The 25,082-nt window shown below is 62.8% G+C and carries 24 protein-coding genes; 16 read left to right on the top strand and 8 right to left on the bottom strand.

Annotated features, from left to right (window positions below):
* Nucleotides 1-85 precede the first annotated feature (85 nt).
* The 8 genes from WEB61_RS03895 (at nucleotide 86) to WEB61_RS03860 (ending at nucleotide 10,103) form a co-directional block, all read left to right on the top strand.
* Complete coding sequence (locus WEB61_RS03895; RefSeq protein ID WP_368063013.1) at nucleotides 86-2,641, top strand: DNA translocase FtsK; 2,556 nt, start codon at nucleotides 86-88, stop codon at nucleotides 2,639-2,641.
* Between the two features lie 118 nt (nucleotides 2,642-2,759).
* Nucleotides 2,760-3,443, top strand: a complete 684-nt coding sequence (locus WEB61_RS03890; protein WP_368063012.1) for an outer membrane lipoprotein carrier protein LolA — start codon at nucleotides 2,760-2,762, stop codon at nucleotides 3,441-3,443.
* An 82-nt stretch (nucleotides 3,444-3,525) separates the two neighbouring features.
* Nucleotides 3,526-4,422, top strand: a complete 897-nt coding sequence (locus tag WEB61_RS03885) for a gamma-glutamyl-gamma-aminobutyrate hydrolase family protein (RefSeq protein WP_368063011.1) — start codon at nucleotides 3,526-3,528, stop codon at nucleotides 4,420-4,422.
* Nucleotides 4,358-5,740: a glutamine synthetase family protein gene (locus tag WEB61_RS03880; RefSeq protein WP_368063010.1), complete on the top strand. Its 1,383-nt coding sequence runs from the start codon at nucleotides 4,358-4,360 to the stop codon at nucleotides 5,738-5,740. The genes WEB61_RS03885 and WEB61_RS03880 overlap by 65 nt, the downstream gene beginning before the upstream one ends.
* Before the next feature lie 214 nt (nucleotides 5,741-5,954).
* Nucleotides 5,955-7,337, top strand: coding sequence for an aspartate aminotransferase family protein (locus WEB61_RS03875; RefSeq protein WP_368063009.1), 1,383 nt, complete (start codon nucleotides 5,955-5,957; stop codon nucleotides 7,335-7,337).
* Nucleotides 7,338-7,763: 426 nt separating this feature from the next.
* Entirely contained in the window at nucleotides 7,764-8,387 is a 624-nt protein-coding gene (locus tag WEB61_RS03870; protein WP_368063008.1) for a hypothetical protein, read from the top strand.
* Between the two features lie 30 nt (nucleotides 8,388-8,417).
* Nucleotides 8,418-9,224 (top strand): exodeoxyribonuclease III, encoded by an 807-nt coding sequence (gene xth / locus WEB61_RS03865; RefSeq protein ID WP_368063007.1) that lies wholly within the window; start codon nucleotides 8,418-8,420, stop codon nucleotides 9,222-9,224.
* A gap of 228 nt (nucleotides 9,225-9,452) precedes the next feature.
* Nucleotides 9,453-10,103 (top strand): TetR/AcrR family transcriptional regulator, encoded by a 651-nt coding sequence (locus tag WEB61_RS03860; RefSeq protein WP_368063006.1) that lies wholly within the window; start codon nucleotides 9,453-9,455, stop codon nucleotides 10,101-10,103.
* Here the strand turns inward: WEB61_RS03860 and WEB61_RS03855 are convergent.
* Together WEB61_RS03855 and WEB61_RS03850 are read right to left on the bottom strand one after the other, a co-directional pair.
* Nucleotides 10,094-10,573 (bottom strand): PaaI family thioesterase, encoded by a 480-nt coding sequence (locus tag WEB61_RS03855; protein ID WP_368063005.1) that lies wholly within the window; start codon nucleotides 10,571-10,573, stop codon nucleotides 10,094-10,096. The two genes, WEB61_RS03860 and WEB61_RS03855, sit on opposite strands and share 10 nt — an antisense overlap.
* Complete coding sequence (locus WEB61_RS03850; RefSeq protein ID WP_368063004.1) at nucleotides 10,566-11,060, bottom strand: cyclic nucleotide-binding domain-containing protein; 495 nt, start codon at nucleotides 11,058-11,060, stop codon at nucleotides 10,566-10,568. The genes WEB61_RS03855 and WEB61_RS03850 overlap by 8 nt, the downstream gene beginning before the upstream one ends.
* A 99-nt stretch (nucleotides 11,061-11,159) precedes the next feature.
* Here WEB61_RS03850 and WEB61_RS03845 point away from each other — a divergent pair, with 99 nt between their 5' ends.
* A complete protein-coding gene (locus WEB61_RS03845; protein ID WP_368063003.1) occupies nucleotides 11,160-11,621 on the top strand; it encodes an acyl-CoA thioesterase in 462 nt (153 codons plus the stop codon).
* On the opposite strand, the gene WEB61_RS03840 is transcribed toward WEB61_RS03845, so the two are convergent.
* Genes WEB61_RS03840 through WEB61_RS03830 form a run of 3 tightly spaced genes read right to left on the bottom strand, consistent with a single transcriptional unit; the run spans nucleotide 11,618 to nucleotide 14,429 of the window.
* Nucleotides 11,618-12,004: a nuclear transport factor 2 family protein gene (locus tag WEB61_RS03840; RefSeq protein WP_368063002.1), complete on the bottom strand. Its 387-nt coding sequence runs from the start codon at nucleotides 12,002-12,004 to the stop codon at nucleotides 11,618-11,620. The genes WEB61_RS03845 and WEB61_RS03840 overlap by 4 nt on opposite strands.
* An 18-nt stretch (nucleotides 12,005-12,022) precedes the next feature.
* On the bottom strand, nucleotides 12,023-12,709 hold the full coding sequence (locus WEB61_RS03835) for a response regulator transcription factor (protein WP_368063001.1): 687 nt from the start codon (nucleotides 12,707-12,709) through the stop codon (nucleotides 12,023-12,025).
* Nucleotides 12,710-12,716: 7 nt separating this feature from the next.
* A complete protein-coding gene (locus WEB61_RS03830) occupies nucleotides 12,717-14,429 on the bottom strand; it encodes a sulfotransferase (protein ID WP_368063000.1) in 1,713 nt (570 codons plus the stop codon).
* Between the two features lie 443 nt (nucleotides 14,430-14,872).
* Here WEB61_RS03830 and WEB61_RS03825 point away from each other — a divergent pair, with 443 nt between their 5' ends.
* Both WEB61_RS03825 and WEB61_RS03820 read left to right on the top strand, forming a co-directional pair.
* Nucleotides 14,873-15,589, top strand: coding sequence for a hypothetical protein (locus WEB61_RS03825; RefSeq protein ID WP_368062999.1), 717 nt, complete (start codon nucleotides 14,873-14,875; stop codon nucleotides 15,587-15,589).
* A gap of 45 nt (nucleotides 15,590-15,634) precedes the next feature.
* Complete coding sequence (locus WEB61_RS03820; RefSeq protein ID WP_368062998.1) at nucleotides 15,635-16,180, top strand: L,D-transpeptidase; 546 nt, start codon at nucleotides 15,635-15,637, stop codon at nucleotides 16,178-16,180.
* Nucleotides 16,181-16,278: 98 nt separating this feature from the next.
* Here WEB61_RS03820 and WEB61_RS03815 read toward each other — a convergent pair whose 3' ends face one another.
* Complete coding sequence (locus tag WEB61_RS03815) at nucleotides 16,279-16,971, bottom strand: YggS family pyridoxal phosphate-dependent enzyme (protein WP_368062997.1); 693 nt, start codon at nucleotides 16,969-16,971, stop codon at nucleotides 16,279-16,281.
* A 42-nt stretch (nucleotides 16,972-17,013) separates the two neighbouring features.
* Between WEB61_RS03815 and WEB61_RS03810 the strand changes: the two genes are divergently transcribed.
* The gene (locus tag WEB61_RS03810) at nucleotides 17,014-17,652 is read left to right on the top strand and encodes a thiamine phosphate synthase (protein WP_368062996.1); all 639 of its coding nucleotides are present in this window, start codon (nucleotides 17,014-17,016) and stop codon (nucleotides 17,650-17,652) included.
* Nucleotides 17,653-17,797: 145 nt separating this feature from the next.
* Here the strand turns inward: WEB61_RS03810 and WEB61_RS03805 are convergent, their stop codons facing one another.
* On the bottom strand, nucleotides 17,798-18,679 hold the full coding sequence (locus WEB61_RS03805) for a sulfotransferase domain-containing protein (protein ID WP_368062995.1): 882 nt from the start codon (nucleotides 18,677-18,679) through the stop codon (nucleotides 17,798-17,800).
* Nucleotides 18,680-18,815: 136 nt separating this feature from the next.
* A complete protein-coding gene (locus WEB61_RS03800; protein WP_368062994.1) occupies nucleotides 18,816-19,952 on the bottom strand; it encodes a porin in 1,137 nt (378 codons plus the stop codon).
* Between the two features lie 603 nt (nucleotides 19,953-20,555).
* Between WEB61_RS03800 and WEB61_RS03795 the strand changes: the two genes are divergently transcribed.
* The 4 genes from WEB61_RS03795 to holA all read left to right on the top strand — a co-directional run.
* A complete protein-coding gene (locus WEB61_RS03795; RefSeq protein ID WP_368062993.1) occupies nucleotides 20,556-21,122 on the top strand; it encodes a DUF3576 domain-containing protein in 567 nt (188 codons plus the stop codon).
* A gap of 32 nt (nucleotides 21,123-21,154) precedes the next feature.
* Nucleotides 21,155-23,788, top strand: coding sequence for a leucine--tRNA ligase (leuS, locus tag WEB61_RS03790; RefSeq protein WP_368062992.1), 2,634 nt, complete (start codon nucleotides 21,155-21,157; stop codon nucleotides 23,786-23,788).
* The gene (gene lptE / locus WEB61_RS03785; protein WP_368062991.1) at nucleotides 23,775-24,308 is read left to right on the top strand and encodes an LPS assembly lipoprotein LptE; all 534 of its coding nucleotides are present in this window, start codon (nucleotides 23,775-23,777) and stop codon (nucleotides 24,306-24,308) included. Before leuS ends, lptE begins: the two co-directional genes overlap by 14 nt.
* Before the next feature lie 19 nt (nucleotides 24,309-24,327).
* The coding region (gene holA / locus WEB61_RS03780; protein WP_368062990.1) for a DNA polymerase III subunit delta at nucleotides 24,328-25,082 on the top strand (755 nt) is incomplete at its 3' end.

Below are 25,082 nucleotides of genomic sequence, written 5' to 3'. Positions count from 1 at the left end.
GCCTGCCACAAAGAAGAGCAAGATGCCTCCGGGGAACCGCTCCCGGAAGCAGGCCGCCCCGAGGGGCAATCGGAGGATGCAGCGCGTGAGGAGCTGGCTCGTCAACCCGCTCGCCTTTCTGCCACCGTCGTTGCGGGCGTTCCTGGCGCGCCGCGCGTTCGAGGGGCTGGGTGTCGCGCTGGTCGCGCTCGGCGCCTTCACGCTCTTGTCCGTGCTGAGCTGGTCGATCGACGATCCGAGCCTCAACAACGCGACAACACGGCCGCCCGGCAACTGGATGGGTCTGCCCGGCGCCTATGTCGCCGACATCCTTCTGAATGCGCTTGGTCTTGCCTGCGTGGTGCTGCTGCTGCCCTGTTTCGTCTGGGGCGCGCGCGCCTTCGCGCATCGCGGCGCGAACTGGCTCGTCTTCCGCGTCGCCGCCTGGCTCGCCGCGACGCTTTTCGCCGCAATGGCGCTGAGCGCCATGCCGCGCTTTTCCTTCTGGCCGCTGGCGCTCGGTCTTGGCGGTCTGCTCGGCGACGGCCTGGCGGCGCTCGGTTTCAGTCTCTTTTCCCCCTTCACCGCCGACGCCGTCGCCTGGACGCTGACGGTTCTGCTGACGGTGCCCGTCGCCTTTTTCCTGCTCCTCTTCGCGACCGACATTTCCCTGGCCGATTTGCGGGCGGCATTTGTCCGGCTGCGCGACTGGCGCGGGACGAAGGTCGTTGCCGAGGAAGAACGCCGCTACTCATCCGGCGCACGGCCGCGCCGCCGCGCGGACGCCGACGAAACACCCGCCCGTCCCTATCGCCCCGATGTCGAGCCGAGCCGCCTGCGCATTCTCGCCTGGGAAATCGGCGACCGGCTGACCGACGGCCTGGACCGCCTGTTGCGGCGCGGCGATTACGCGCCGCTGACCCAGGCGGAAATCGATGCCGCCCGCGCCGGCAGGCAGGGCAGCTTCGGCCAGCGCAGCCTCGATGAAAGCGCCGCCGAGCGCCGCGCCCGCCGCCGCGCGGCGCGCGAGCGCCAGCTCGCCGAACGTGTCGAACCGAAAATCGACCGCCCCGCCCCGCGCGTCGCGCGCGGCGAAACGAAGCCGTTGAAACCGTCGAACCGCGCCATCCGCGAGGCCCAGCCGCGTTTGCCGCTGGAGCCTGCGGGCAATTATCAATTGCCGCCCTTGAGCCTGCTCACAAGGCCGAAACCGCCGGCCCTGACCGCCAAGCTGACCGACGACGCGCTGCAGGCGAACGCCCGCCTGCTTGAATCCGTGCTCGACGATTTCGGCATCAAGGGCGAGATCATTTCGGTGCGTCCCGGTCCCGTCGTCACGCTTTACGAACTGGAACCCGCGCCCGGCATCAAGTCCTCGCGCGTCATTTCGCTCGCCGACGATATCGCCCGCTCGATGAGCGCCGTCTCGACCCGCGTCGCCGTGGTGCCGGGGCGCAACGTCATCGGCATCGAGCTTCCCAATGCGCGCCGCGAAATGGTCTATCTGCGCGAGCTTCTCGAAACGCGCGATTACGAGAATTCAGGATCGAAGCTGACGCTGGCGCTCGGCAAGAACATCGGCGGCGAGCCGGTGCTATCGGATCTGACGCGCATGCCGCATCTGCTGATCGCCGGCACGACGGGCTCCGGCAAGTCGGTCGGCATCAACACGATGATCCTGTCGCTGCTCTACCGTCTCTCGCCCGACCAGTGCAAGCTGATCATGATCGACCCGAAGATGCTGGAACTCAGCGTCTATGACGGCATCCCCCATCTCCTGGCCCCCGTCGTGACGGAGCCCAAAAAGGCCGTCGTCGCGCTGAAATGGGTCGTCAAGGAAATGGAAGACCGCTACCGCAAGATGTCGAAAGTCGGTGTACGGAACATCGATGGTTACAACACGCGCGTCTCGGAAGCCAACGCCCGCGGCGAGGTTCTGGTGCGCACCGTGCAGACGGGCTTCGATCGCGAAAGCGGCGAGGCGATCTACGAGGAAGAGGAAATGGACCTTGCGCCCATGCCCTTCATCGTCGTTATCGTCGACGAAATGGCCGACCTGATGATGGTTGCCGGCAAGGAAATCGAGGCCGCCGTGCAGCGCCTCGCGCAAATGGCGCGCGCCGCCGGCATCCATATCGTCACGGCGACGCAGCGCCCCTCCGTCGACGTCATCACCGGCACCATCAAAGCCAATTTCCCGACCCGCATTTCCTTCCAGGTGACATCGAAGATCGACAGCCGCACGATCCTCGGCGAACAGGGTGCCGAACAGCTTCTTGGCCAGGGCGACATGCTCTACATGGCCGGCGGCGGCCGCATCCGCCGCGTCCACGGACCCTTCGTGTCGGACGAGGAAGTCGAGAAGGTCGTGACCTTCCTGAAGAAACAGGGCGTGCCCGAATATCTCGAGGCGATCACGGCCGAGGAGGACGAGGGTGGCGACCCCTTCGCCTTCGACAGCCCCGGCTCGGGCGACGACCTCTACGACAAGGCGGTGGCGATCGTCGCGCGCGACAAGCGCGCCTCGACGAGCTACATCCAGCGCCGTTTGCAGATCGGCTACAATCGCGCCGCGCGCTTGATCGAGCTTATGGAAGAACAGGGTGTGGTCAGCCCGCCAAATCATCAGGGAAAGCGCGAGGTTCTGGTCGGCGAGCGTTGACGTCCGACGGAAAGAGAAGCCCGGCCGTTAATGTTCCGATAAGACAGCGTCGCCAAAACGCCCAACCTGCCTCCAGATTTTGCCACAAAGGTTGCCCATGTTCATTGCCATGAGAAACTTGGAAGACAACCATCGCATCCGTCAGGGAATGCTGTTTGCCGCCGCCGCGGTTGGCATCGGCATGCTGATCCTGGCCTTCGTCAGCGCGGTGGGAAGCACGCGCGCCGAAGCGGCGGCGGATGCGGCCGAGCCCGTCCGGAGCGACGAGGCGGCGCTCGATGCGGCAAGCGCCTATCTGGCCGCGCTCGAAAACATGCAGGGCGATTTCCTGCAGCTCGGCCCCGACGGTTCGGTCGCCGAGGGCAAGTTCTATCTGCGCCGTCCCGGCCGTCTGCGTTTCGAATATCAGCCCCCGGACAATCTGCTCGTCGTGGCTGACGGCACCTGGGTCGCTGTCAAGGACAGCACCTCGCCCGCTCAGCGCTATCCGATCGCCTCGACCCCGCTCAGCCTGTTTCTGGCCGCCGATGTCGACCTTGCGAAAAGCGCGCGCGTGCTCAATGTCGAAAGCCAGCCCGGCGCCTTGCTGATCACGCTGGCCGACCGCACCGGCGAGGCGCCCGGCCAGATCACGCTGATTTTCGACCAGCCCAACATGCAGCTTCGCCAATGGGTCGTGACCGACGCGCAGGGCCTGCAAACCACGGTGGCGCTGCGCAATGTCCAGTCGGGCATCCGCGCCGACAACGCGCTTTTCACGCTGCGCGACGACCAGCGCCCGGCCGTCGGCGGCAAAAGATAAGCCTTTCCGTCGAATATCCTCGACAGCTTGCGGTTGCCGCACCTTGACCGCGCATGGGTCCGGCGTGGTAATTTGAACCCGCATGACCCGGAAATCCCCGAAACCCGCGCGCCGCCGCCCGATTGTTGGCGTGCCCTGCGACGTCAAGATGCTGGGGCCGCATCCCTTTCACGCTGTCGGCGAGAAATACATCGCCGCCGTCGATGGCGGCGCCGGCTGCCAGCCCGTGTTGCTGCCGGTACCGCGGGAGCCCTTCGACACAGCCACCGGGCTTGAGGAAATCTTCGCCCTTTGCGACGGCATCTTCCTGACCGGCTCGCATTCGAACGTTCACCCGGAACTCTATGGCGGCTCGCCGCCACGCGAAGGCGTGTTGCTGGACCGCCAGCGCGACGCGTTGACGCTCGATCTGATCCGCGCCTGTGTCGACCGCGCCGTGCCGTTTTTCGCGGTCTGTCGCGGCTTTCAGGAGCTGAACGTCGCCTTCGGCGGCACGCTCCATCAGCATTTGCAGGAAGAGCCGGGCGAAGAAGGTTTCGCGCCGCGCTTCGACCATCGCGAGAAGAAGGACGATCCGCTCGAAACCCAATACGGTCCCGTCCATGACGTGACGTTGACGGCGGGCGGCGCCTTCGAGCGCCTGCTCGGCGCGTCGAAACTTTCCGTCAATTCGCTGCACGGCCAGGGCATTGCGCGGCTTGGGCCCGGGTTGACGGTCGAGGGTCGCGCCGCGGACGGCACGATCGAGGCGGTGCGCGTGACGGAGGCGAAAGGTTTCGCGCTCGGCGTGCAGTGGCATCCGGAATGGCGCTACTGGGAGAACCCCGTCTCGCAGAAACTTTTCCGGGCATTTGGAGATGCGGTGCGCGAAGCGGCCGCGAACGAAACGGCGACACAGGAAAGCAAGGTGCCCCATGGAGATGGGCGAGGAAAAACCGGCGAAGGTCGGCAGCACGGAAGATCTGGTCAAGTGGCTTAAGGACCGCCGCATCACCGAGGTCGAATGCATGGTCTCGGATATGGCGGGTATCGCACGCGGCAAGATCATCCCGACACGGAAGTTCATTACCGGCCTCAACGAACGCTCGTTGAAGCTGCCGGAATCGATTTTTGGCCAGACCGTGACCGGCGACTATATCGACAGCGATTTCCTCGGCGACATCGAGCCCGACATCATCCTCGATCCCGATCCCGCGACCGTGCGCGTCGTGCCCTGGTACGACGAACCGACGGCGCAGATCATCTGCGACGCCAATTATCGCGACGGACGCCCGGTGCCGATCGCGCCGCGCAACGTGCTGAAGCGGGTGCTGGCGCTTTTCGACGAAAAGGGCTGGCAGCCGGTCGTCGCGCCCGAAATCGAGTTTTATCTGGCGGCGAAGAACATCGATCCCGACTATCCGCTGGAGCCGCCCGTCGGCGCCAATGGCCGTCAGGAAACGGCACGGCAATCCTACGGTATCGACGCGGTCAACGAGTTCGATCCGATCTTCGAGGACATGTACGATTTCTGCGAGGCGCAGGATCTCGACATCGACACGCTGATCCATGAATCGGGCGCCGCCCAGGTCGAGATCAATTTCGATCATGGCGATCCGCTCGAGATCGCCGATCAGGCTTTCCTCTTCAAGCGCACCATGCGCCAGGCGGCGCTGCGCCACGGCATCTATGCAACCTTCATGGCAAAGCCTTACGAGGGCGAGCCCGGCAGCGCGATGCATATCCATCAGTCGATTATCGACAACGAGACCGGTGACAATCTTTTTGCGACCAAGGCCGGAAAGGACACGAAACTCTTCCTCTCCTATATCGCGGGCCTGCAGAAATTCCTGCCCGACGCGATGGCGCTGCTTGCGCCCAACGTCAATTCCTATCGCCGCATCGTTCGCGATCACGCAGCCCCCATCAACACTCATTGGGGCCACGAAAACCGCACGGTGGGCCTGCGTGTGCCGGAAGCCAAACGCACCGGCCGCCGGATCGAGAACCGCGTGCCCGGCGCCGACGCCAATCCCTATCTCGCCATCGCGACGTCGCTCGCCTGCGGCTATATCGGCATGATCGAGGATTTGAAGCCGACCAAGGAGATGACCGGCAACGCCTATGACAGCAAGCGCTACGCGCTGCCGCGCCATTTGCTCGACGCCCTCGACAATCTGCGCACCGCGTCCGAACTGAAGGAAGTGCTCGGCGCCGATTTCGTGCAAGTCTATATGGACGTCAAGCTGACCGAACACGAAGCCTATCAGCAGGTGATCTCGGCTTGGGAACGCGAGCATTTGTTGCTGAACGTGTGAGGCGAAGCCTTCTGGTCTCCGGGCGCCGCTTCGCCTATAATCGCCTCATGACCAGCGATGCCTTCACACCCGCCGCAAGGATGCGGCTTGCCAAGCGCGAGCTGCTGATCCTCTGCGCGCGCATCGGCTACAATCCTTAGACCCGCTCCGCCCGCGGGCGCTCGCCGCCCGCGCCTTCCGCGAATTTCTTTCATTCGGAAACGGAGCAGACGTCATGTCGCAAACCGCCGCGATTTCAAATCAGACCAAACGCTGGCAGGAGATGGATGCCGCCCATCACCTCCATCCCTTCACGACGCACAAGGAACTCGCGGGGACCGGCGCCCGTGTCATCACCCATGCCGAGGGCGTCTGGCTTTACGACTCGGAAGGCAAGCGCCTGATCGACGGCATGGCCGGCCTCTGGTGCGTGCAGGTGGGATACGGGCGCGAGGAGCTGGCCCAGGCCGGCTACAAGGCGCTGAAGGAATTGTCCTACTACAACAATTTCTTTCAGACGACGAACCCCTACGCCGCCGAACTTTCGCAGAAGCTTGCGGAGGTTTGTCCGAAGGGCATCGATCGTTTCTTCTTCGCCAATTCCGGTTCCGAAGGCAACGACAGCGCGATCAAGCTGATCCGCTACTACTGGAACCTGATGGGCAAGCCGAAGAAGAAAACCTTCATCGCCCGCAAGAAGTCCTATCACGGCGTCACGCTGGCGGCCGCTTCGCTGTCGGGCCTGCCGCATCTCCATCCGCAATTCGATCTGCCGCTGCCGGGCTTCGTGCATGTCGAATGTCCGGACTGGTTTGCCGAAGGCGGCGAACGCACACCGGAAGAACATGGGGCTTTCGCCGCGCGGAGCCTTGAAGAAAGGATTCTTGAACTCGGGCCCGAGAACGTCGCGGCCTTTGTCGCCGAGCCCGTGCAGGGCGCCGGCGGCCTCATCATTCCGCCCAAGGGCTATTGGGAAGAGATCCAGCGCATCTGCCGCAAATACGACGTGCTGCTGCATATCGACGAGGTCATTTGCGGCTTCGGCCGCACCGGCAACTGGTTCGGCTCGGACACCTACGGCATCGAACCCGACATGATCAACATGGCCAAGGGGCTCTCCTCCGGCTATCAGCCGATCGCCGCCGTTGGCGTCGGCGCGCGTGTCGGCGACGTCCTCTTCAATTCCGACGAGGAGATGGCGCATGGCTACACCTATTCGGGCCACCCGGTCGCTTGCGCGGTCGCGCTCGCCAATCTCGAACTGATGCAGAAGGAAAAGCTGGTCGAAAAGGCCGGCGGCGCGACCGGCGCCTATTTCCAGAAGAAGCTCGCCGAGCTCGACGCCCATCCGCTGGTCGGCGGTACGCGTGGCGTCGGCCTGCTCGGTGCGATCGAGCTGGTGAAGGACAAGAAGACCCGCGGGAAATTTCCCGACGTCGGCACCGTCGGCGCGGCCTGCCGCAATCACTGCTTTGCAAACGGCCTCATCATGCGCGCCATCGGCGACACCATGGTGCTGAGCCCGCCGCTGACGATCACGGAAAGCGAAATGGACGAGCTCTTTGCGCTGGCCCGCCGCTGCGTCGACCTGACGGCAAAGGATCTCGGGCTTGCCTGAGCCCTGTTCCGGAGCGCCCGGCGGCACCCGATGCGGCAAACGGCCGCATCGGCCCGGCCGCCGCCGGGCGGGCGCCGCCAACCTCAAGTCTTTGATTTTATTGTGATTTCAGATTGAGTCACACGGATTAATTTACAGTTTGGAAATGTAAACAAACCGTATTGAAGGCCGGGCCGGTCGCACCTATTTACTTTGCATGAGGGCCAAGCCGTATAAGCCGCCCGGGTGATCTGCCCCCCGCTCACCCGTGACGGCGCTTCAAGCCCTCTCTGACGCCGGTTTTTCCCCTCCCGGCGTCCACGCGCGAACAGCGCGGTTGCGCCTCGCCTCCCCCCGGCGGGGCGCAACTTTTTGCGCTGGCCCCATATACCGTTAAGCTCCCCCACGGCGCGACTCGCGTCATTCCCGCTCATTGCAGAAAATTTCATGTCGCGCCCCTTCGACGAACCCGGCGAACCGCATTTGACGATTTCCGATGCCGAGCTGACGCGGCTCGAGGAGGAGATCCCGATACTGGCGGGTCTGCGTGCCTTTGCCGAGGAAGCGGTCAACATGCCGTGGTTCTCGAAGCTCGGCCGCCCGCTCGATGCCGAGACGCGCGCGCTGGCGCGCTCCTGGCTCGACGGCCTGGGTTTCCCCGATGCCGAGGTCGCCCGTCTGCGCGACTGGGCCGAAGCCGCCGACGCGGCCGCGACGCTCGATTTCGAACCCGTGCACTGGGAAGCCGAGGAGGGCCTGCGCGCCGCGCTTGCCGCCGAGGCGCTGGAGCGTCTCAGCGAGGACGGGCTTTCGATCGCAATGACGCATGTCTCGGCGCTGCTGGGCGAGCGCCTGGGCAACGCCGTGCGCGACGCGGCCGCCTTCTGGGAAGTCGAGGACGAGGAACTGATGAACGCTGCCGCCGGCGCCGCCCTTCATGCCGCGCATGGCGCGGCGCTGGCGCTGATTGTCGAGGCCGACAGCGACCATCCCTTCCGCCGCAAGTTTTCGCTTTTCGCGCGCGGCCGCTGGCCCGTCGGCATTGCCGGCCTGACGCTCAACATTTTCTGAACCCCACCGCCATATCGGAAGACGCTCCCCGTGAACCTGAAAATTGCGACCTGGAACATCAATTCCGTCCGCCTGCGGATCGAACTTGTCGAACGCCTCATGAAGCAGGAAAAGCCCGACATTCTTTGCCTGCAGGAAATCAAATGCGTCAACGACGCCTTTCCACTGAAGGCGATCAGGAAGGCCGGCTACGAACATGTCGCGATCAACGGCCAGAAGGGCTATCACGGCGTCGCCATCGCAAGCCGCATCCCCTTCAAGAAAATCGAGGCGCGCGAGTTTTGCGAAAAAGGCGACTGCCGCCATCTCGCCGCCGATCTCGACATTCCGGGCGGCCTGCGCGTTCATAATTTCTACGTGCCGGCCGGCGGCGACGAACCCGATCCGGAGATCAACGAGAAGTTCGCCCACAAGCTCGCTTTCCTGCGCGAGATGATAGGCCTCTATGAAGGCCACAGGACGAAATCGAAAAACCGCATGGTGCTTGTCGGCGACCTCAACATCGCGCCGCTCGAACACGACGTCTGGTCGCACAAGCAATTGCTGAAAGTCGTCAGCCACACCCCCGTCGAAGTCGATCTGATGAACGAGCTCTACGCCTCGCACGACTGGGTCGATGTGATGCGCCGCTTCGTGCCGGACACCGAGAAGCTCTATTCCTGGTGGAGCTACCGTGCCAAGGATTGGCTCGCCGCCGATCGCGGCCGCCGCCTTGATCACATCTGGGTGACGCCGGCACTCGCCGATGCGCCTGTCTCGATGAAGGTTGTGAAGGAAGCGCGGGGGTGGGAGCGGGCGTCGGATCATGCGCCGGTAATCGCGACGCTGAGGCTCTAGCTGGGGGGGCCAGCCTCGGGGTGAAGGCCTCGCCGTCGCCCGCTCCTGGGGTTCCTACCGTTGCCGTCTTTGCCGACAGAGCGGGTGCTCTGGCCGCCGGTCTTTATTAGGGTAGATGCCCTACGCTAGGGTATTGACCCTATTCTGGCAAGAGGGCAGCCTCGGGCCGGAGATAAGCATGCCGCTACGTTCTAATATGACAGTTTTGTGACAGTTTTTTGACAGGCGATGACAAAAAGAGCCAAAAACAGCCAGGCAGCCGCCGGAACCAAGGATCGGATCCTCACCGCGAGCCTCCGTCTCTTCAACGAAAACGGCTACGACGCCGTAACGACGGCGCGTATCTCCGAGGAGGTCGGCATCTCGGAAGGCAACCTCTGGTACCACTTCCGCACCAAGCGTGACCTCGTGCGCGCGCACCAGCTGGCGCTCTTTGTACTGATCGACAAGCGTCTTGCCATCGCATCGACGCCTGACACCGTGCTCGAGGCTTACGCGCTTTTCAATCGCTCGGCTTTCGAGGAAGTCTGGACCTATCAGTTTCTCTATCGCGACCAGGCCGAATATGGCCGCACCTCACCCGAACTTGAGGATCGCGTCCACCGCATCTACGAAATGACGACAAACATGCTGGTGCGTTTCTTTCGCCACATGATCGAGGCGCGCCATCTCGACATGCCGGACGACGAACTGACGGCGCTTGCCGACAATGTCTGGATGGTGATCCGCTACTGGCCGAGCTTCCTGCGCGAAACGCGCCGCGTCGTGAAGCTCGACAAGGCCGCGCTCAATGCCGGCATCCGGCATCACTTCGCGCTCTTCAACACGCATCTGACGCCCGAGGCGCGCGCCTTCTTCGCAAAGAAAGCCTACGCCTGAGCGCTGCTTTCGGCTGGTACTTCTTTCTTTTTCAGCGTCACGAAGGTCGCCGTCGAGCTTGCTGTCGCAATGAGCTTGCCGTCTTCCGAGGTCAGATCGCCCTCGATAAAACCGACCGACTTGCCGCGCTTGATGACGCGGCCCGTCCCGAGAATACGCCCCGGCCGCGCCAGCGTCAGCATCGAGACCTTCAGTTCCAGCGTCGGCGAAATCTGGCCCCACTCGAGATCGAGGCCGACGGCGAGGCTCATCACATCGTCGAGCATCGCCGCTACCATGCCGCCCTGGATGCCGCCCCACATGTTGCAGAGTTCGGGGCCGGCATTGAACGCCACTTTTACAATGCGCGCTTCGCGGTCGGCATCGAGAATCTCGAGACCGAGATAGCGGCTTGCCGGCGCCATCCGCTTGAACACCGCCTGGATGTTCGGCGGCCAGTCGCGCTTCGCTTCCACCTGACGCTCACTCATCGACATTTCTGCCCTTCTTCGTTTCGATCCGGCTTTCGTCGAGCCGTCCGCCAAGCACCGTTAGCTCTTCGCCCAACGCCGAGAGCCGCCCGGCAAGCCGGGACGCAACGGCCCCCGCCATCTCGGGAAATTCGCCGATCAGCCGCTGAAACATGTCACGGCCGATCCTGAGCGTGTGAAGCGACGAAACGGCGCGCACTGTCGTCAACCGCCGCTGTGGCTCGAACAATGCCGTCTCGCCGATGAGATCGCCACTGCCGAGCCGGAGCGCCCGTGCTGCACCACTCTCGTCGCGCGCCAGCATCGCCGCCTCGCCGTCGAGAACGAGAAAGGCGCAATCGGCCTCGTCTCCCGCTTCGAAAAGCGTTGCGCCGGGCGCGTATTCGCGCCGTTCGCAGGTAAACGCCACCACCTCGAGCCGGACCGGATCGAGGCCCGAGAAAAGCTCCGTGCGTTTCAGCATGACGATGGCAGGTTCGAGGCTCATGGCGCGAGCATAGCGGAGGGTGGGCCGCGATCCCAACCCCATTTGCGCTCGACGCCTGGCACGGCTAAGAAGTGCGGACGCCGCAACGGAGCGCTTCTCATGGTTCTGCCGATGCCCCGGATCGACTGGGACTGGCCCGATCCCTTCATTCACGAGGTTCGGGTCGAACCCCGGCATATCGACGATTTTCAGCATACGAACAATGTCGTCTATCTGAGCTGGATGGCAAAGACGGCATGGGAGCACTCGAAAGCACTCGGGCTCGATTTCGCTGCCTACAAGCGCCTCAACCGCGGCATGGTGGTACGACGGCACGAGCTTGAGTATCTCGCGGCATGTCACGAAGGCGAACGCGTTCTCATCGCTACCTGGATCACCGGAAACGATGGTCGTCTGCGGCTGCGCCGCCGCTTCCAGATGGTAAACGCCGAAACGGGCACGACCCTGTTGCGCGGCCTCACGGATTTCGTCTGCATCGACATCGAGACAGGCCGCGCAACCAGGATGCCGCCGCACTTCGTTGTCGCCTACAGGCCGACGGCGCGCGTCGAAGGCGACTAGGCCGACAATGCCGCTGCCTGGGCCGGATCGAGATATTCTTCAAGTCGCGTGATGCGACCGTCTTCGACAAGGCAGACGACGCAAGCCGGCATCGCGAAAATCGTGCCGTCGGCAAGCGTGCCGCGCACGACATGCTGCTGCATGAATCCGCCGGGAATGGCGACCCGCCGCAATACATCGTAGCTCCGGCCCGGAAGCTTGCGTGCCATCCAACGCAAGACCTTGAGATTTTCTTCCACCGTCTGTTCCGTCTGGCTGAAATTGTGCCAGATGCGGGCTTGCGGGGCATAGATGCGCGCGACCTCATCGGTCTCGCCTGTTGCAACCGCGTGGAAGAATCTCTCGGCAACGAGAAGTGCCTCACCATTCGTGCTCGTTCCCATTTCCGCTCCGATCTGCTTTCACGGAACCAGCCGGTAGCCGCCCGTTTCGGTTACAAGGATCTCGGCATTCGACGGATCCTTTTCGACCTTCTGCCGCAACCGGTAGATATGCGTCTCGAGCGTGTGCGTCGTGACGCCTGAATTGTAGCCCCAGACCTCCGCGAGCAGCACGTCGCGCCCGACGACCTTGGCGCCGGCGCGATAGAGATATTTGAGGATCGCCGTTTCCTTCTCGGTCAACCGGACTTTCTTTTCCTGAGCGTCGACCAGCAGCTTGGCGCTCGGCCTGAAGGAATAAGGACCGATTTTGAAGACGGCATCCTCGCTCTGCTCGTGGCTGCGCAGATGTGCCCGGATACGTGCCAGCAATACGCCGAAACGGAACGGCTTGGTGACATAGTCGTTCGCCCCGGCATCGAGACCCAGAATTGTGTCGGAATCGGTGTCCGCGCCGGTCAGCATGATGATCGGCGCCTTGACCCCGGCCTTGCGCATCAGCCTGCAGGCTTCCCGCCCGTCCATGTCCGGCAGACCGACATCGAGCAGCACCAGATCGACATGACTGGCGCGAATCCAGTCGAGCGCCGCCGTGGCTGTCGCCGCGTTTGCGCAGGAGAATTCTTCATGGAGATCGAGCTGTTCGACAAGCGCCGTTCGCAACGCATCGTCGTCATCGACGATAAGGATCTTCTTGATACCGCTCATGAAACCTTCAAAGGGAATAGCCGAAGCGCTTGATATGCGCCTCGAGGATGGGCATGACGGACCGCATATGCTCTTCATATCGCCGCCAGCGGTCGGCGGCCGTCGAGTATATGGGTTGTGTCACTTGCGAATAGGAAGGGGTCTTGATCGTGCCGCGTGCCCGCGCGTGTGCCGCCGGATCGCTTACCGCTTCATGCCAGGGTAGTTCGAGGAATGAAAGAGCGGGCGCGACCTCCTCGCGCAAATCCGCGATGAGGTTTTCATAGCGTACCTCATGCACGTTGAGAGGCAGCAATGCCCTGTATGCCTGCCAGAGGGTCATCACCTGGTCATAAAGGCGCGCCGACCCTTCAAGCGTGAGAAAATTCAGCATTGCTCCGTTGGGCACGAAATCCTGCATGAAGCAGGACAACACGCAATCGGCGGGATGGCGCAAGGCAAAGATGATGCGCGCTTCCGGAAATACGCGCTGGATAAGACCCGCATGAACGATATCGAGCGGCATCTTGTTGATGACGGTTTTTCCTTCGAGATCGGCTCCAGCCTCGCGCAACGCCGTCCAGTAAATCTGTCGTGCCGCCTTTCGCGCGTCATCATCCATTCCCGCAAGCGATCGTGGATAGTCGGGGATCGACTTTCTGACCGCGCGCAGAAATGGTTGCTCCTCGAACACTTGAACGTTCGGATGCGCGTCGAAAATCTGGTCGAGCAACGTTGTGCCCGAGCGGGGAAAGCCGACCAGAAAAACCGGCGGCGCGGCGTGACCCGGCTCAACGCCCTGCTCCGGCAGCAAGCGCCAGCCCGACACGAAATCTTTCGTATACGTATCGGCCAGCGCATGAACCTCATCGACAAATGCCGAACGGTTGACATGCTTGAGGTCTGGCAGACGTGACGTGTAATCGTTCTGCTGCGTGAAATAACGGAACGCCGCGTCAATGTCACCGGCTTCATGACAAATCTGCGCGAGCTCCGAGGAAACAAGACGTGCATCGTTCACCGTGGTCTTGCCGCCGAGATCGAGCGCCGCGAGTTGCTTTCGGCATTCGGCGAGAACCGCTTCGTCGCCCTTGTATCGCCGACGCCGCGCTTTGGACCAGACGGCCCGCGCGCCGCCGCTTGCGGCATCGATGGCAAGAGCCTTGTCCGCCCACACAATTGCCTTGTCGAAATCGCCCAATCGCTCATATGTCGCCGAGAGAACCGTCGCAAGCTGCAACGGAATATCGGACGTTCGTTCTGCGGCGCACAGTAAAAATCCCAAAGCATCACGAAAACGTCCGGCATCGGTCGCCGCCGATGCCGCTCGCATATAGGGCGCAACGTCATCCGGTATCAGCGCGATGAGCTTTTCGAATTCGGCGATGGCAACACCATAATCCGCGGTATCCCTGTAGAGCTGGCCGCGGTTGAGAAAAATATCGGGATAGGCAGGATTGATCGCCTCGGCGCGACGATAGGCGATGAGCGCTTCGTCGGCCTTGCCCTGATCCCGTTGCGCATTACCGAGATTGACCCAGACGTTCACGTGCCGCGGCATCATCGCCGCCGCAGCTCCGATCAGCTTCTCGGCATTGGCAGCGTCGCCCTTGCCGAGCGCCACCAGCCCGAGAAGATGAAGCGCATCGGGATTTTGCGGTTCGGCCTTCAACACATGCGCCGCGGCCCGGCCGGCGTGATCGAGGCGGCCAGCCGCAAGATGAGCACCGCCCAGCTGCAATAAGCGGACAATGTCGTCGGGCGCGAGGGGCGGGCTACCCTCTTGAAGGCGTTGAGGTGGATTGGCAGCCGGTCGAAAGCCGCCCTCTCCGCTCTGCGGGAGTCCGACGGTCGGCTTCGGTCCACCCAACGCCGAACGTGGCAGCCCGACAGTCGGCCGCATACCCCCCTGCGGCGCGAAGACAGGCCCCTTGGCCGACCCCGGAAAAGAGGGTTTTTTCGCCATACTCTTCGGTCCCAAATACACGACGCCCCCAAGTGAGGCGCGCGGCCGGAGTTTGCCATAGCTCGTTCCGGCAACCAACGCGGGAAGATGTGATCGGCACCAGAAGGGGCCGGACGGCAAAAAATGCCGCATGGCCCCATTATCATCGTCGAAATACGATCGAATATGGCTGTTTTTCGGGCTTTGCGCTCTGGCCCGTCATTTGCGTCGGACAAGGTATGATAGATGCCCTCGCCCATCCCCAGCCGCTCGCCGCCGGCAAGCACAATATGGCCTCAGCCGCCTTTGCCGATCTGCGCGCCGCGCGCCGCGAGGGCCGCACCTCTGAAGGGACCGAGCTCAGCTTTCACGACCTGATCGACACGCTGAATCCGCTCCAGCACATCCCCGTCGTAGCCGACGTCTATCGTGGCTTGACCGGCGACAAGATCAGCCCGCAAGCCCGCATCGCGGGCGGCGCGCTCTATGGCGGTCCGATCGGTCTCGTTGCTTCGGTCGCAAGCCTCGCCCTCGCCGGCGGTTCCGGCGAGCAGGGCATCGGCGATCAGCTCTATGCCGCGCTTTTCAAGCCGGAGGCACCCTCCGGTGAGACCCCGATCCAGACCGCCAGTACCGCGACCGCCAGCAAGGATGTCCCGGCCCAGGCCAACGCGAAAGCCGGGCAAACAGCCGCTTCAGCAAAGCCCATGACGGCGCCCGTCTCGGGTGGGGCCGGCCTGCCGCAACTGAGCCCGGAGGCCTTCGCGGCATTGATCGGTTCATTCGACAACGCCGAAGCGATCGAAAAAGGGATGGCGGCCGTTGCGCCGCGCATGAGCCTCGACATGGAGGGCCCGGCCGATGGCGATGAGGACAGCGCTGCAGCCCCTGCCGATATTCTGAGCGCCATGAATCAGGCCCTCGACAAATACGATGCCTTGAAGCACGTGCGTTGATGCCCACTGGCATGATTGGCGCTCACCGCCTAACCTGACGCCGTCATGGCGTCTTCCTCCGGCATTCTCGATATTGAAGTTGCGGCAATGCCGGGCGAATCGCTCGGCCGGCTGACTTTCGGCGACCTGAGCTTTACCTGTGCTTTGGGACGCACTGGATTGGTGGATGACAAGCGCGAAGGTGACGGCGCCACACCCATTGGTCTCTTTCCGCTCCGAAACCTTCGATATCGGTCCGACCGACTGTCCACGCCAGAGACCGCCTTGCCGATACTCCCGATAGCTCCCGACGATGGTTGGTGCGACGCGCCGGGCGATCCCGCCTACAACCGGCCGGTCCGCCTGCCCTATCCGGCCAGCGCCGAGGCAATGTGGCGCAACGACCACCTCTACGATCTTGTCGTCGTACTCGGCCACAACGACAATCCGCCACGGCCCGGTGCCGGCAGCGCCATCTTTTTTCACTTGGCGAACGAGAAAGGCGGTGCCCTGCAGCCAACCGAAGGCTGTGTCGCTTTGCGGCTCGCCGACATGTTGAAGGTACTGGCGCGCTGCAAACCGCAAACAAGAATGCGGATCGGCGACCTCTAGAGCGTTTCCAGGCGAAGTGGAAGCCGGTTCGCCGTCCGGAAACGCGCCAAAACAACGACCTAGAGCAGTTTCGCGATTCAGAGAAAAGCGAAACTGCTCTAGTCGCGCGCGCCGAACAGCGCGCTGCCGACGCGAACATGGGTTGCACCGAACGCGATGGCCTTTTCAAAATCGTCGCTCATGCCCATCGAAAGCTTTGTCAGACCGTTGCGGCGCGCAAGTTTTTCGAGAAGCGCGAAATGAAGTGCGGACTCCTCGTCGAGCGGAGGAATGCACATCAACCCCTCGATATCGAGCTGCCATTCCTCGCGACACCGGGCGAGAAACATGTCTGTATTCGCAGGCGCGATTCCGGCTTTCTGCGGCTCCTCGCCCGTATTCACCTGCACGAAAAGATGGGGCAGCGTCGCACCCTTGTCGCGCGCCTTGACGAGCGCCAGCGCCAGTTTCTCGCGATCGAGTGTATGAAGGACACCGAACAGCTTGATGGCTTCATCGAGCTTGTTGGTCTGCAAGGGGCCGATCATATGAAGTTCGAGATCGGGAAACCGTTGCGTGAGGGACGCCCATTTGGCGCTGGCCTCCTGCACCCGGTTTTCGCCGAAAACGCGCTGACCGGCCTCGATCAGTGGCAGGATATCCTCTTCGCCAAACGTCTTCGAAACGGCAACGAGCGTGACGTCTTGCGATGCGCGCCCGGCCTCGCGCGCCGCCTTGCCGATGCGCGACCGGATGGCGGCGAGGCGGGCAGCAGGCGAAGAACCGCTCTGACTGGCGTCCGGCAAAGTCATTGTCGTACTCTTCACGTTTGGAAACTCCCGGGGGCGAAACTAGTGTCAGAAGCCGGCCGAAACAAGCAGCGGACAATCGCCGCCAGGAAAACAGCGCAGCTGCGTTCCGCTGCGCGGCGCCTCGCGCAGGGCTCCGGAGGGGTCGTCCTGATCGGCATGACCGATGCCACGCGCTTGCCCGACCCCCTGGCGGCACTCGATGCGCTGCCGCGCGGAGAGGCGTTGATCTGGCGCAGCTATGGGGAACGGCCCAACGCAGCCACGATGCAACACGTCGCCCGTGTGGCGCGGGCCAAAGGATGCCTGTTGTTGCTGGCTGGAGAACCAGGACCGACGCGCCGCCTCGGCGTGGATGGTCTTCATTTGCCTGAGCGCTTTCTCAAGCGTCCGTACAAGGAAAGCTATGGGATCGTCACGGCCGCGGCGCACTCCGAAGCAGCTGTTCATGAAGCCGCGCGCGCGGGCGCCAATGCCATACTGATCTCGCCTGTCTTTCCGACGGCAAGCCATCCGGGCGCGCCCGCGCTCGGCATACTCAAGTTCGCCGTTCTGGCCCGTCTTGCCCGCTCGCTCGGAATGGCCCCCTACGCGCTGGGTGGCATCGCGACAGCAGACGACGTCAAACGCCTCACCGGAACCGGTGCCGCCGGCATCGCCGGGATCGGATTTCTTCAAGCATAATCCGCCGGTACACAACCGAAGCGTTGCATTTGCGCGCGATGATCGGCGACGATTCGACGAATTTTCGTGGCGTCAGCTTCTCGCGCCACGGCTCGGCGCAGCTTTCACGTAAAATGAGGAATGCACGCTTCCAGCTGCCTTGCCGTCATCCGTCCACATTGGATACCGCCTTCTCGGCCGGCACGGCATCCTTGTAGTCTTCGGGAATATAGCCGAAGCGTGCCATCTGTTCATGATGATCGGCGATGATACGGCGCACCTGGTCCGGCGTCAGTTTCGCGCGCCACTGGTCCCGTTTCCCTTCGCGGAAGAAAGATTTCGAAATGCCGGGCCTTTCCTTGAAGCCCGTCTTCTCTTCCTGCGTCTTCAACGTCTTGAAAGAGGAAAACTTGATGGCGCGCTCAATGCGTTCCTGAGACGGATTGAGCCCGAGAAACTTTGTTACCTGCTTGAAGGTCTTGCGCGGTTTGTCCAGCATATCTTCATAGCGAACGACAAATAAGCCGGGACTTGGCTGGCGTGTCCATGTACGGACATTGGTTGACCAGGAGCCGTAATGCTCCGGAACATGCGTCGCGGTGCGCATGGTTCCCGCCGCTTCATTGGCGAGCGACTCGATCGCCTCTTCGAGCGATATGCCGAAATGCGGCATCATGGACAGCACAACATCGAGTGGATTGCGCACGATATAGATAGCGCCCGCGGTTACATCCATGTTGTGAAGCGGCACGCCCTGGTGATCGCCGAGATAGTTATGTGTTTTCACGAAAACGGAGTCGGGAAAGACGGTCGTGAAATCGCGCTGAACCTGCATCCGGTAGCGCGCCGTTTCCTCCTCGGTTATTTCCTGCAACGGCGTCGATATATAGCCCCGGTACCAATGGACCACCGAGCCGCTGAGACAGAAATCGTCGATCTCATTGATACTGACGGGCTTGTGCTCGTTCCTGAACAGATTGTGCAGGAAGCTGCGCATCCAGGTGTTTCCCGACTTCGGATAGGAGGCGAGCCAGATCAGGGCGCCCATGCTGCGATCCTTCAACCTGTTGGTCGTATCGGGCCCTGTCTACCAAAGAGCGGCACATAAAAAAAGAGAGCGGGCTTGACGCCCGCTCTCCATAAGTCTTCTGGTTCGTCTTTCGAACGATCAAACGCCGTAGCGATCAGAAGCCGATCGAAAGGACGACACCCGCCGACTGCGAGTCGTAGGAAACACCACCGAAGCTGATTTCCGAAAACTGGACATCAAGACCGACATCCACGCCCGAGCCGAGATTATAGCCACCACCGGTCTGGATCGTATTGATGTCAACCGAGGTTCCGGCCGCATTCGAAATTTCGTCCTCGAGATAGGCAACACCAACCGTCCACGGACCGGTCGCATAGGAGAGGCCAACCGTCCACACTTCTTCTTCGATACCAAGTGTCGACAATTGCGGGACGGACACGCCCGTGACGCCGAGATCTTCCGACTGGTACCAGGCACCACCAAGGGTGAAGCCGGCCAGACCGAGGTTGAGGCCGGCGCCCCACTCGACCGGATCGCTCGAGACACCGACGGCCGTATTGGCTTCGCCCGTCACGTAGAAGCCGTCAACGCCGAGATCAACCGAACCGAACGAACCGGCATAGTTGAGGGCGACTTCGACCACATCGTCGATACGGCCAAGCGTGCCGCTCCCAATGATGCCGAGGCCGTTCGGGTTCGGACCATTGAACGAGACTTCAGGCGTGTAGGACAGGCCGAGCTGGAAGCCGGCGAAACGCGGGGTGAAGTAGCTCACCTTGTTGGCGTCGGCGGCCATCAGCGAGAAGGTCGCGTGCCGGAAACCGTAACCGCCTGTTGCGCCGAGCGTGTTCAGGATGTTCGGGCTGTCGACACCGTTACCCGGCACGAACCAGGGCGAGGTGTAGTGCATCTTGAATGCCGAGCCATCCGTACCGCCGATTTCGAAGCGGCCGAAGCCACCTTCGAGGTAGGCGAAGAGTTCGCGGAACGCCGCATCGTTGTTGGCGGCATGCGTGTTCCAGTCGTCGCCAAGCGAAAGCGTCGCGAGGACACCGGCGACCATGCCGTTGTCGAGCGTGCCTTCGGCCTTGATGTCGATGTTGCGCGCGACAAGCTTGACGGCTGTCTGTTGTATCTCAACGCCAGGACCGATGTCGTCGGCGTCGATGTAGTAGAAGCCGGCCGTGACCGTGCCGCCGACCGTGACGGTCAGCGGATCGCTCGCGAGCGCCGGACCGGCGATCATGCCGGCCGAGACGAGAGCAGTCGTCCCAAGGAGAATCTTTTTCATGTGTTCCTCGCAGTATCAGCTATGAGCTGTTCCATTCGCACGAGCCATCGGAAAACCCCCCATGGCCGCGTCCATCGCCGGGCCGACCGAAACTGCCCCCCGAGCGCGTAACCCGATTAATCCGTTGATCGCCCCTTCGGGTCAAGCAAACCGGCTCGCATGGAGAAGGAATGTCGGCGCATGTTGCGGAAAGGGCACAAATCGGTCTCCCCTGGTTAATGAGCGGTGAACAGGATTGGCCGCCGGACTCTCGCGGGCGGCTACGCGACTCAATAACGATGCGGATTCCGGGCCCGGAGGATCGAGCTGAGCGGGACCAAAATTGACCCGCGGGCGCTCCACCGTAACCGGCGATGGCTGTGCCTTGAGGGCAACAGTCGGGTCACCTCAGGGGGGACGAGAGACGCAGGCAAAGCGCCGCAATGACCGAGATTGCGGGAGGCCGCCTTATCTCGCTATAAAGGCGCACGATGCATCGAAGGGGCGCTGGCCGCAACGCGCGACCGGTATGTGAATTTACTTGCTCTCCGCAAGCCCATGGCGCAAGAACCGGCAGGCGGATGAGAGAGGCGTAACGCGAGAGGCTTGCCGTAAATAATGATCATGACCGGAACGAAAGGCGCCAGACGCGCCGCCGCCGCGTTGGCTTTTGCCGCCATTCTCGGCCTGACCGCCTGCGGTCCTTCGACGTCGAACTACCCAGGCCAGCCGACCGGCAAGAGCGGCCCCAACAACCCGACCGGCGAGCTGGAGCGCGAATCGATTTTCGGTGAGGACGGGCTGACGCTGTTCGGCGGCGGCTCCGGCGACGCGGAAGCGGGCACAGGCATCGGCGTCAACAGCTTCCTCTGGCGCGCTTCGCTCGACACCATCGCCTTCATGCCGCTGACATCGGCCGATCCCTTCGGCGGCGTCATCATCACCGACTGGTACCAGGATCCGAAAACGCCGGGCGAGCGCTTCAAGGTCACGGTCTATATTCTCGACCGCCGGCTGCGCGCCGACGGCGTGAAAGTGGCTGTTTTCCGCCAGACACGGGCCGATAACGGCACCGGCGAATGGATCGATGCGGCGGTTGCCGGCAACACGCCGCTGCAGATCGAAAACGCCATTCTGGTGCGCGCGCGCCAGCTCCGCATCAGCACCATCGAGGCCGCCGAGAGCCGCTAGCGGTCCGGATGAAAACGGACCAGCCGACAGCCATGTCTCCACGCCCCAACGATCGTTACAACGCCCGCGCCGCCGAGCCGAAATGGCAAAAGGTCTGGGAGGAGCGGGGTGCCTTCCGCACGCCCGACGCCGCCGGTGCGAGCGGTCGCCCAAAATATTATGTTCTTGAAATGTTCCCTTATCCGTCGGGGCGCATTCACATGGGGCACGTCCGCAACTACACGCTGGGCGACGTCATCGCGCGCTACAAGCGGGCCCGCGGCTTCGATGTGCTGCACCCGATGGGCTGGGACGCTTTCGGACTGGCCGCCGAAAACGCGGCGATGGAAAAGAACCTTCACCCAAAAGGCTGGACCTACGACAACATTGCGGCGATGCGCGCGCAGCTGAAGGCGATCGGTCTGTCCATCGACTGGGAGCGCGAATTCGCGACCTGCGACCCCGAATATTACGGCCACGAGCAGGCGCTCTTTCTCGACTTTCTGGAAGCCGGCCTCGTCAGCCGCAAGAAGAGCATGGTCAACTGGGATCCGGTCGACAACACCGTGCTCGCCAACGAACAGGTGATCGACGGCTGCGGCTGGCGCTCGGGCGCGCCGGTCGAGCGCCGCGAACTGACACAATGGTTCCTGAACATCACCGACTTCGCCGACGAGCTGCTCGCCGGCCTCGAGACGCTGGAGCACTGGCCCGAAAAAGTCCGGACGATGCAGCGAAACTGGATCGGCCGCTCGGAAGGCGCGAAGGTCTTCTTCACGCTCGAGGGCATCGCGGACGATCCGGACTACCGGCTCGAAATATTTACGACCCGGCCCGACACACTGTTCGGCGCAAGCTTCTGTGCGCTCTCGCCGCATCACCCGCTGACGCAAAAGCTGGCGGCGGATAACGAAGCGCTGCAAGCCTTCATAAAGAAGTGCGATCAGATCGGCACGTCGGAGGAAGCGATAGAGACAGCCGAGAAGATGGGCTTCGATACTGGCCTCACGGCACGTCATCCCTTTATCGAAGGCAAGACGCTGCCGGTCTATGTCGCCAATTTCGTTTTGATGGAATACGGCACCGGCGCGATCTTCGCCTGCCCGGCGCATGACCAGCGCGACCTCGACTTCGCGCGCAAATACAAGCTGCCGGTGATCCCGGTCGTCGCGCCGAAGGAAATGGATGCGGCGGCGCAGGCAGGTTTCATCGAAGAGCTGGCCGCCCATGGCACGAACGCCTTTACCGGCGACGGGGTCGCGGTCAATTCCGGTTTCCTGAACGGGCTCGACGTGACGGCGGCAAAGCGCACCGCCATCGAAAAGCTCGAAGCAATGAAACTCGGGCAGGGCACGATCAATTATCGTCTGCGCGACTGGGGCATTTCGCGCCAGCGCTATTGGGGTTGTCCGATCCCGGTCGTTCATTGCGACGATTGCGGCATCGTGCCCGTCCCGCGCGAGCAATTGCCCGTCGTGCTGCCCGACGATGTAACCTTCGACAAGCCGGGCAATCCGCTCGACCGCCATCCGACCTGGAAACATGTCGACTGTCCGAAATGCGGCAAGCCCGCGCGCCGCGAAACGGATACGTTCGACACCTTTGTCGATTCATCCTGGTACTTCGCGCGCTTCTGCGCACCCAAAGCCGCAGGCCCGACCGACCGCGCCGCGACCGATCGCTGGCTGCCGGTCGACCAGTATATCGGCGGCGTCGAACACGCGATCCTGCATCTGCTCTATTCGCGATTTTTCACCCGCGCCATGCACCGCCTCGGACATGTCGGTCTCGACGAGCCGTTTGCGCGGCTGTTCACACAAGGCATGGTCAATCACGAAACCTATCGGGACGCCGACGGCCGATGGCTGCCGCCTTCCGATGTCACGATCGAAACGGCGGGCGGCACGCGCATCGCGAAACGGATTTCCGATGGCGCGGCAGTGACCATCGGCTCGGTCGAGAAAATGTCGAAGTCGAAAAAGAACACGGTCGACCCCGACGACATTATCCAGCAATACGGCGCCGACACTTCACGCTGGTTCATGCTGTCGGACAGCCCGCCCGAGCGCGACGTGCAATGGACCGACGCCGGCGCCGAAGGCGCCTGGCGCTTCACGCAGCGCTTCTGGCGGCTGGTGACCGCGACGCCGGACGAACTCGCCGAGATCGGAACGGCCACGCCCAATGATTTCGACGAAGCCTCGCTGGCGCTCCGCCGCGCCGCACACAAGGCGCTCGACGCGCTGACCGACGACATCGAGAACCTGCGCTTCAACCGCGCGGTCGCCCGCATCTATGAACTCGCCAACGCGATTTCGGGCTTCACGGCGAGCAACGAGGCCGGGAAATGGGCCAAACGCGAGGCGCTGGAGATGATGGTGCTGGCCGCCGCGCCGATGATGCCACATCTGGCCGAGGAGTGCTGGGCGGCGCTTGGCCACGAAACGCCTGCGGTCGACACTGAATGGCCGGTTGCCGACAAGGCCCTCATCGTGGAAGACTCCGTCACGATTGCCGTGCAGGTCAACGGCAAGCGCCGCGACGAGCTGACCATCGCCCGGGATGCGGACAACGAGACGGTCGAACGCGCGGCGCTGGCGCTCGAAAAGGTGGGGAAGGCGATCGATGGAAAAGCGGTTCGCAAGGTCATCGTCGTGCCGGGCAAGATTGTCAATGTCGTGGTCTGACCTTCGCCTCGGTGCATTGCTGCTCGCTTTGCTGGCGCTGCCGGCTTGCGGCTTCACGCCGCTCTATGCCGAACACAGCAACAGCGCGGGCATCACGGCCGACCTCTCGATGGTCGATGTCCTGGCGCCCGAGAACGATCTCGGCCGCGAACTGAAATACGGGCTGCTCGATCTTCTGTCGTCCTCCGGCAACCCGCCGGCAAACCCCGCCTACCGCGTCGAGCTGGCGCCGTCGATCTATGACGAGGATGTCGCGATCGAGCAGGACGCCGAGGTGACGCGCAAGAATCTGGTGCTGGTCGTTCCCTTCCGCCTGGTCGACACCGAAACCGGCAAGCCGGTGATGCGCTCGGTGGCGCGCTCGCGCACCTCCTACAACCGCGTCGATTCCGAATTCGCCAACATCGTCGCGGCGCGCGACGCGCAATCGCGTATCGCCAAAGCCGTCGCCGACGACATCAAGCTGCAGCTCGGTATTCACTTCAACCGGCATCCGCGCGTGGCGGACGCAGCGCTTTGACCGAACGGCGAAGAACGCCTTGAAAGTAAAACCCCAGGACGCAGATCGTTTCGCCGCAAAGCCGCCCGCCGACATCGTCGCGGTGCTGGTCTACGGACCCGATGCCGGCCTTGTGCGCCAGCGCATCGAAAGCCTGGCGCTGAGCATTCTCGACGATCTCGCCGATCCCTTTCGTCTCACCGAAATTTCCGACAGCGATTTGAAAAGCGATCCGGCGCGGCTCGCCGACGAGGCGGCCTCGATCTCGATGCTGGGCGGACGGCGCGTCGTGCGCCTGCGCGGCATCGGCGACAGCGCAACAAAGACCGTAACCTCGTTTCTCGAAAATCCGATCGGCGACGCGCTGGTGCTGGCCGAAGGCGGCGAACTCGGCCCGCGCTCGTCACTGCGTCTGCTCTTCGAGGAAGCGGCGAACGCGGCCGCCCTGCCCTGCTATGCCGACGACATCGGAACGCTCGGCGAGGTCATCCGCGCGCGGCTCGGCACGGCGGGACTGAAAGCCGAACCGGCGGCGCTCGATTATCTTCTTTCCCATCTTGGGTCAGATCGCGGCGTGACGCAGAACGAACTTGAAAAGCTGGTGCTCTATATGGGCACGGGCGAGAACGGCGCGACGCGCGAAGTGACGCTGGCCGATGCGCGCGACTGCATCGGCGACAATGCGGCCTCGAACCTCGATGCGGTGATCGACGCGACGCTGGGCGGCGAACTTGAAAATCTCGACACGGCGCTGGCGCGCGCGAATGCGCGGGCGCTGGTCGCCGAGTATCTCGA

Origin of the sequence: Parvibaculum sp. (assembly GCF_040882025.1) — a bacterium.
Taxonomy (GTDB): domain Bacteria; phylum Pseudomonadota; class Alphaproteobacteria; order Parvibaculales; family Parvibaculaceae; genus Parvibaculum.
This window is presented reverse-complemented; position numbering and strand designations above follow the sequence as displayed.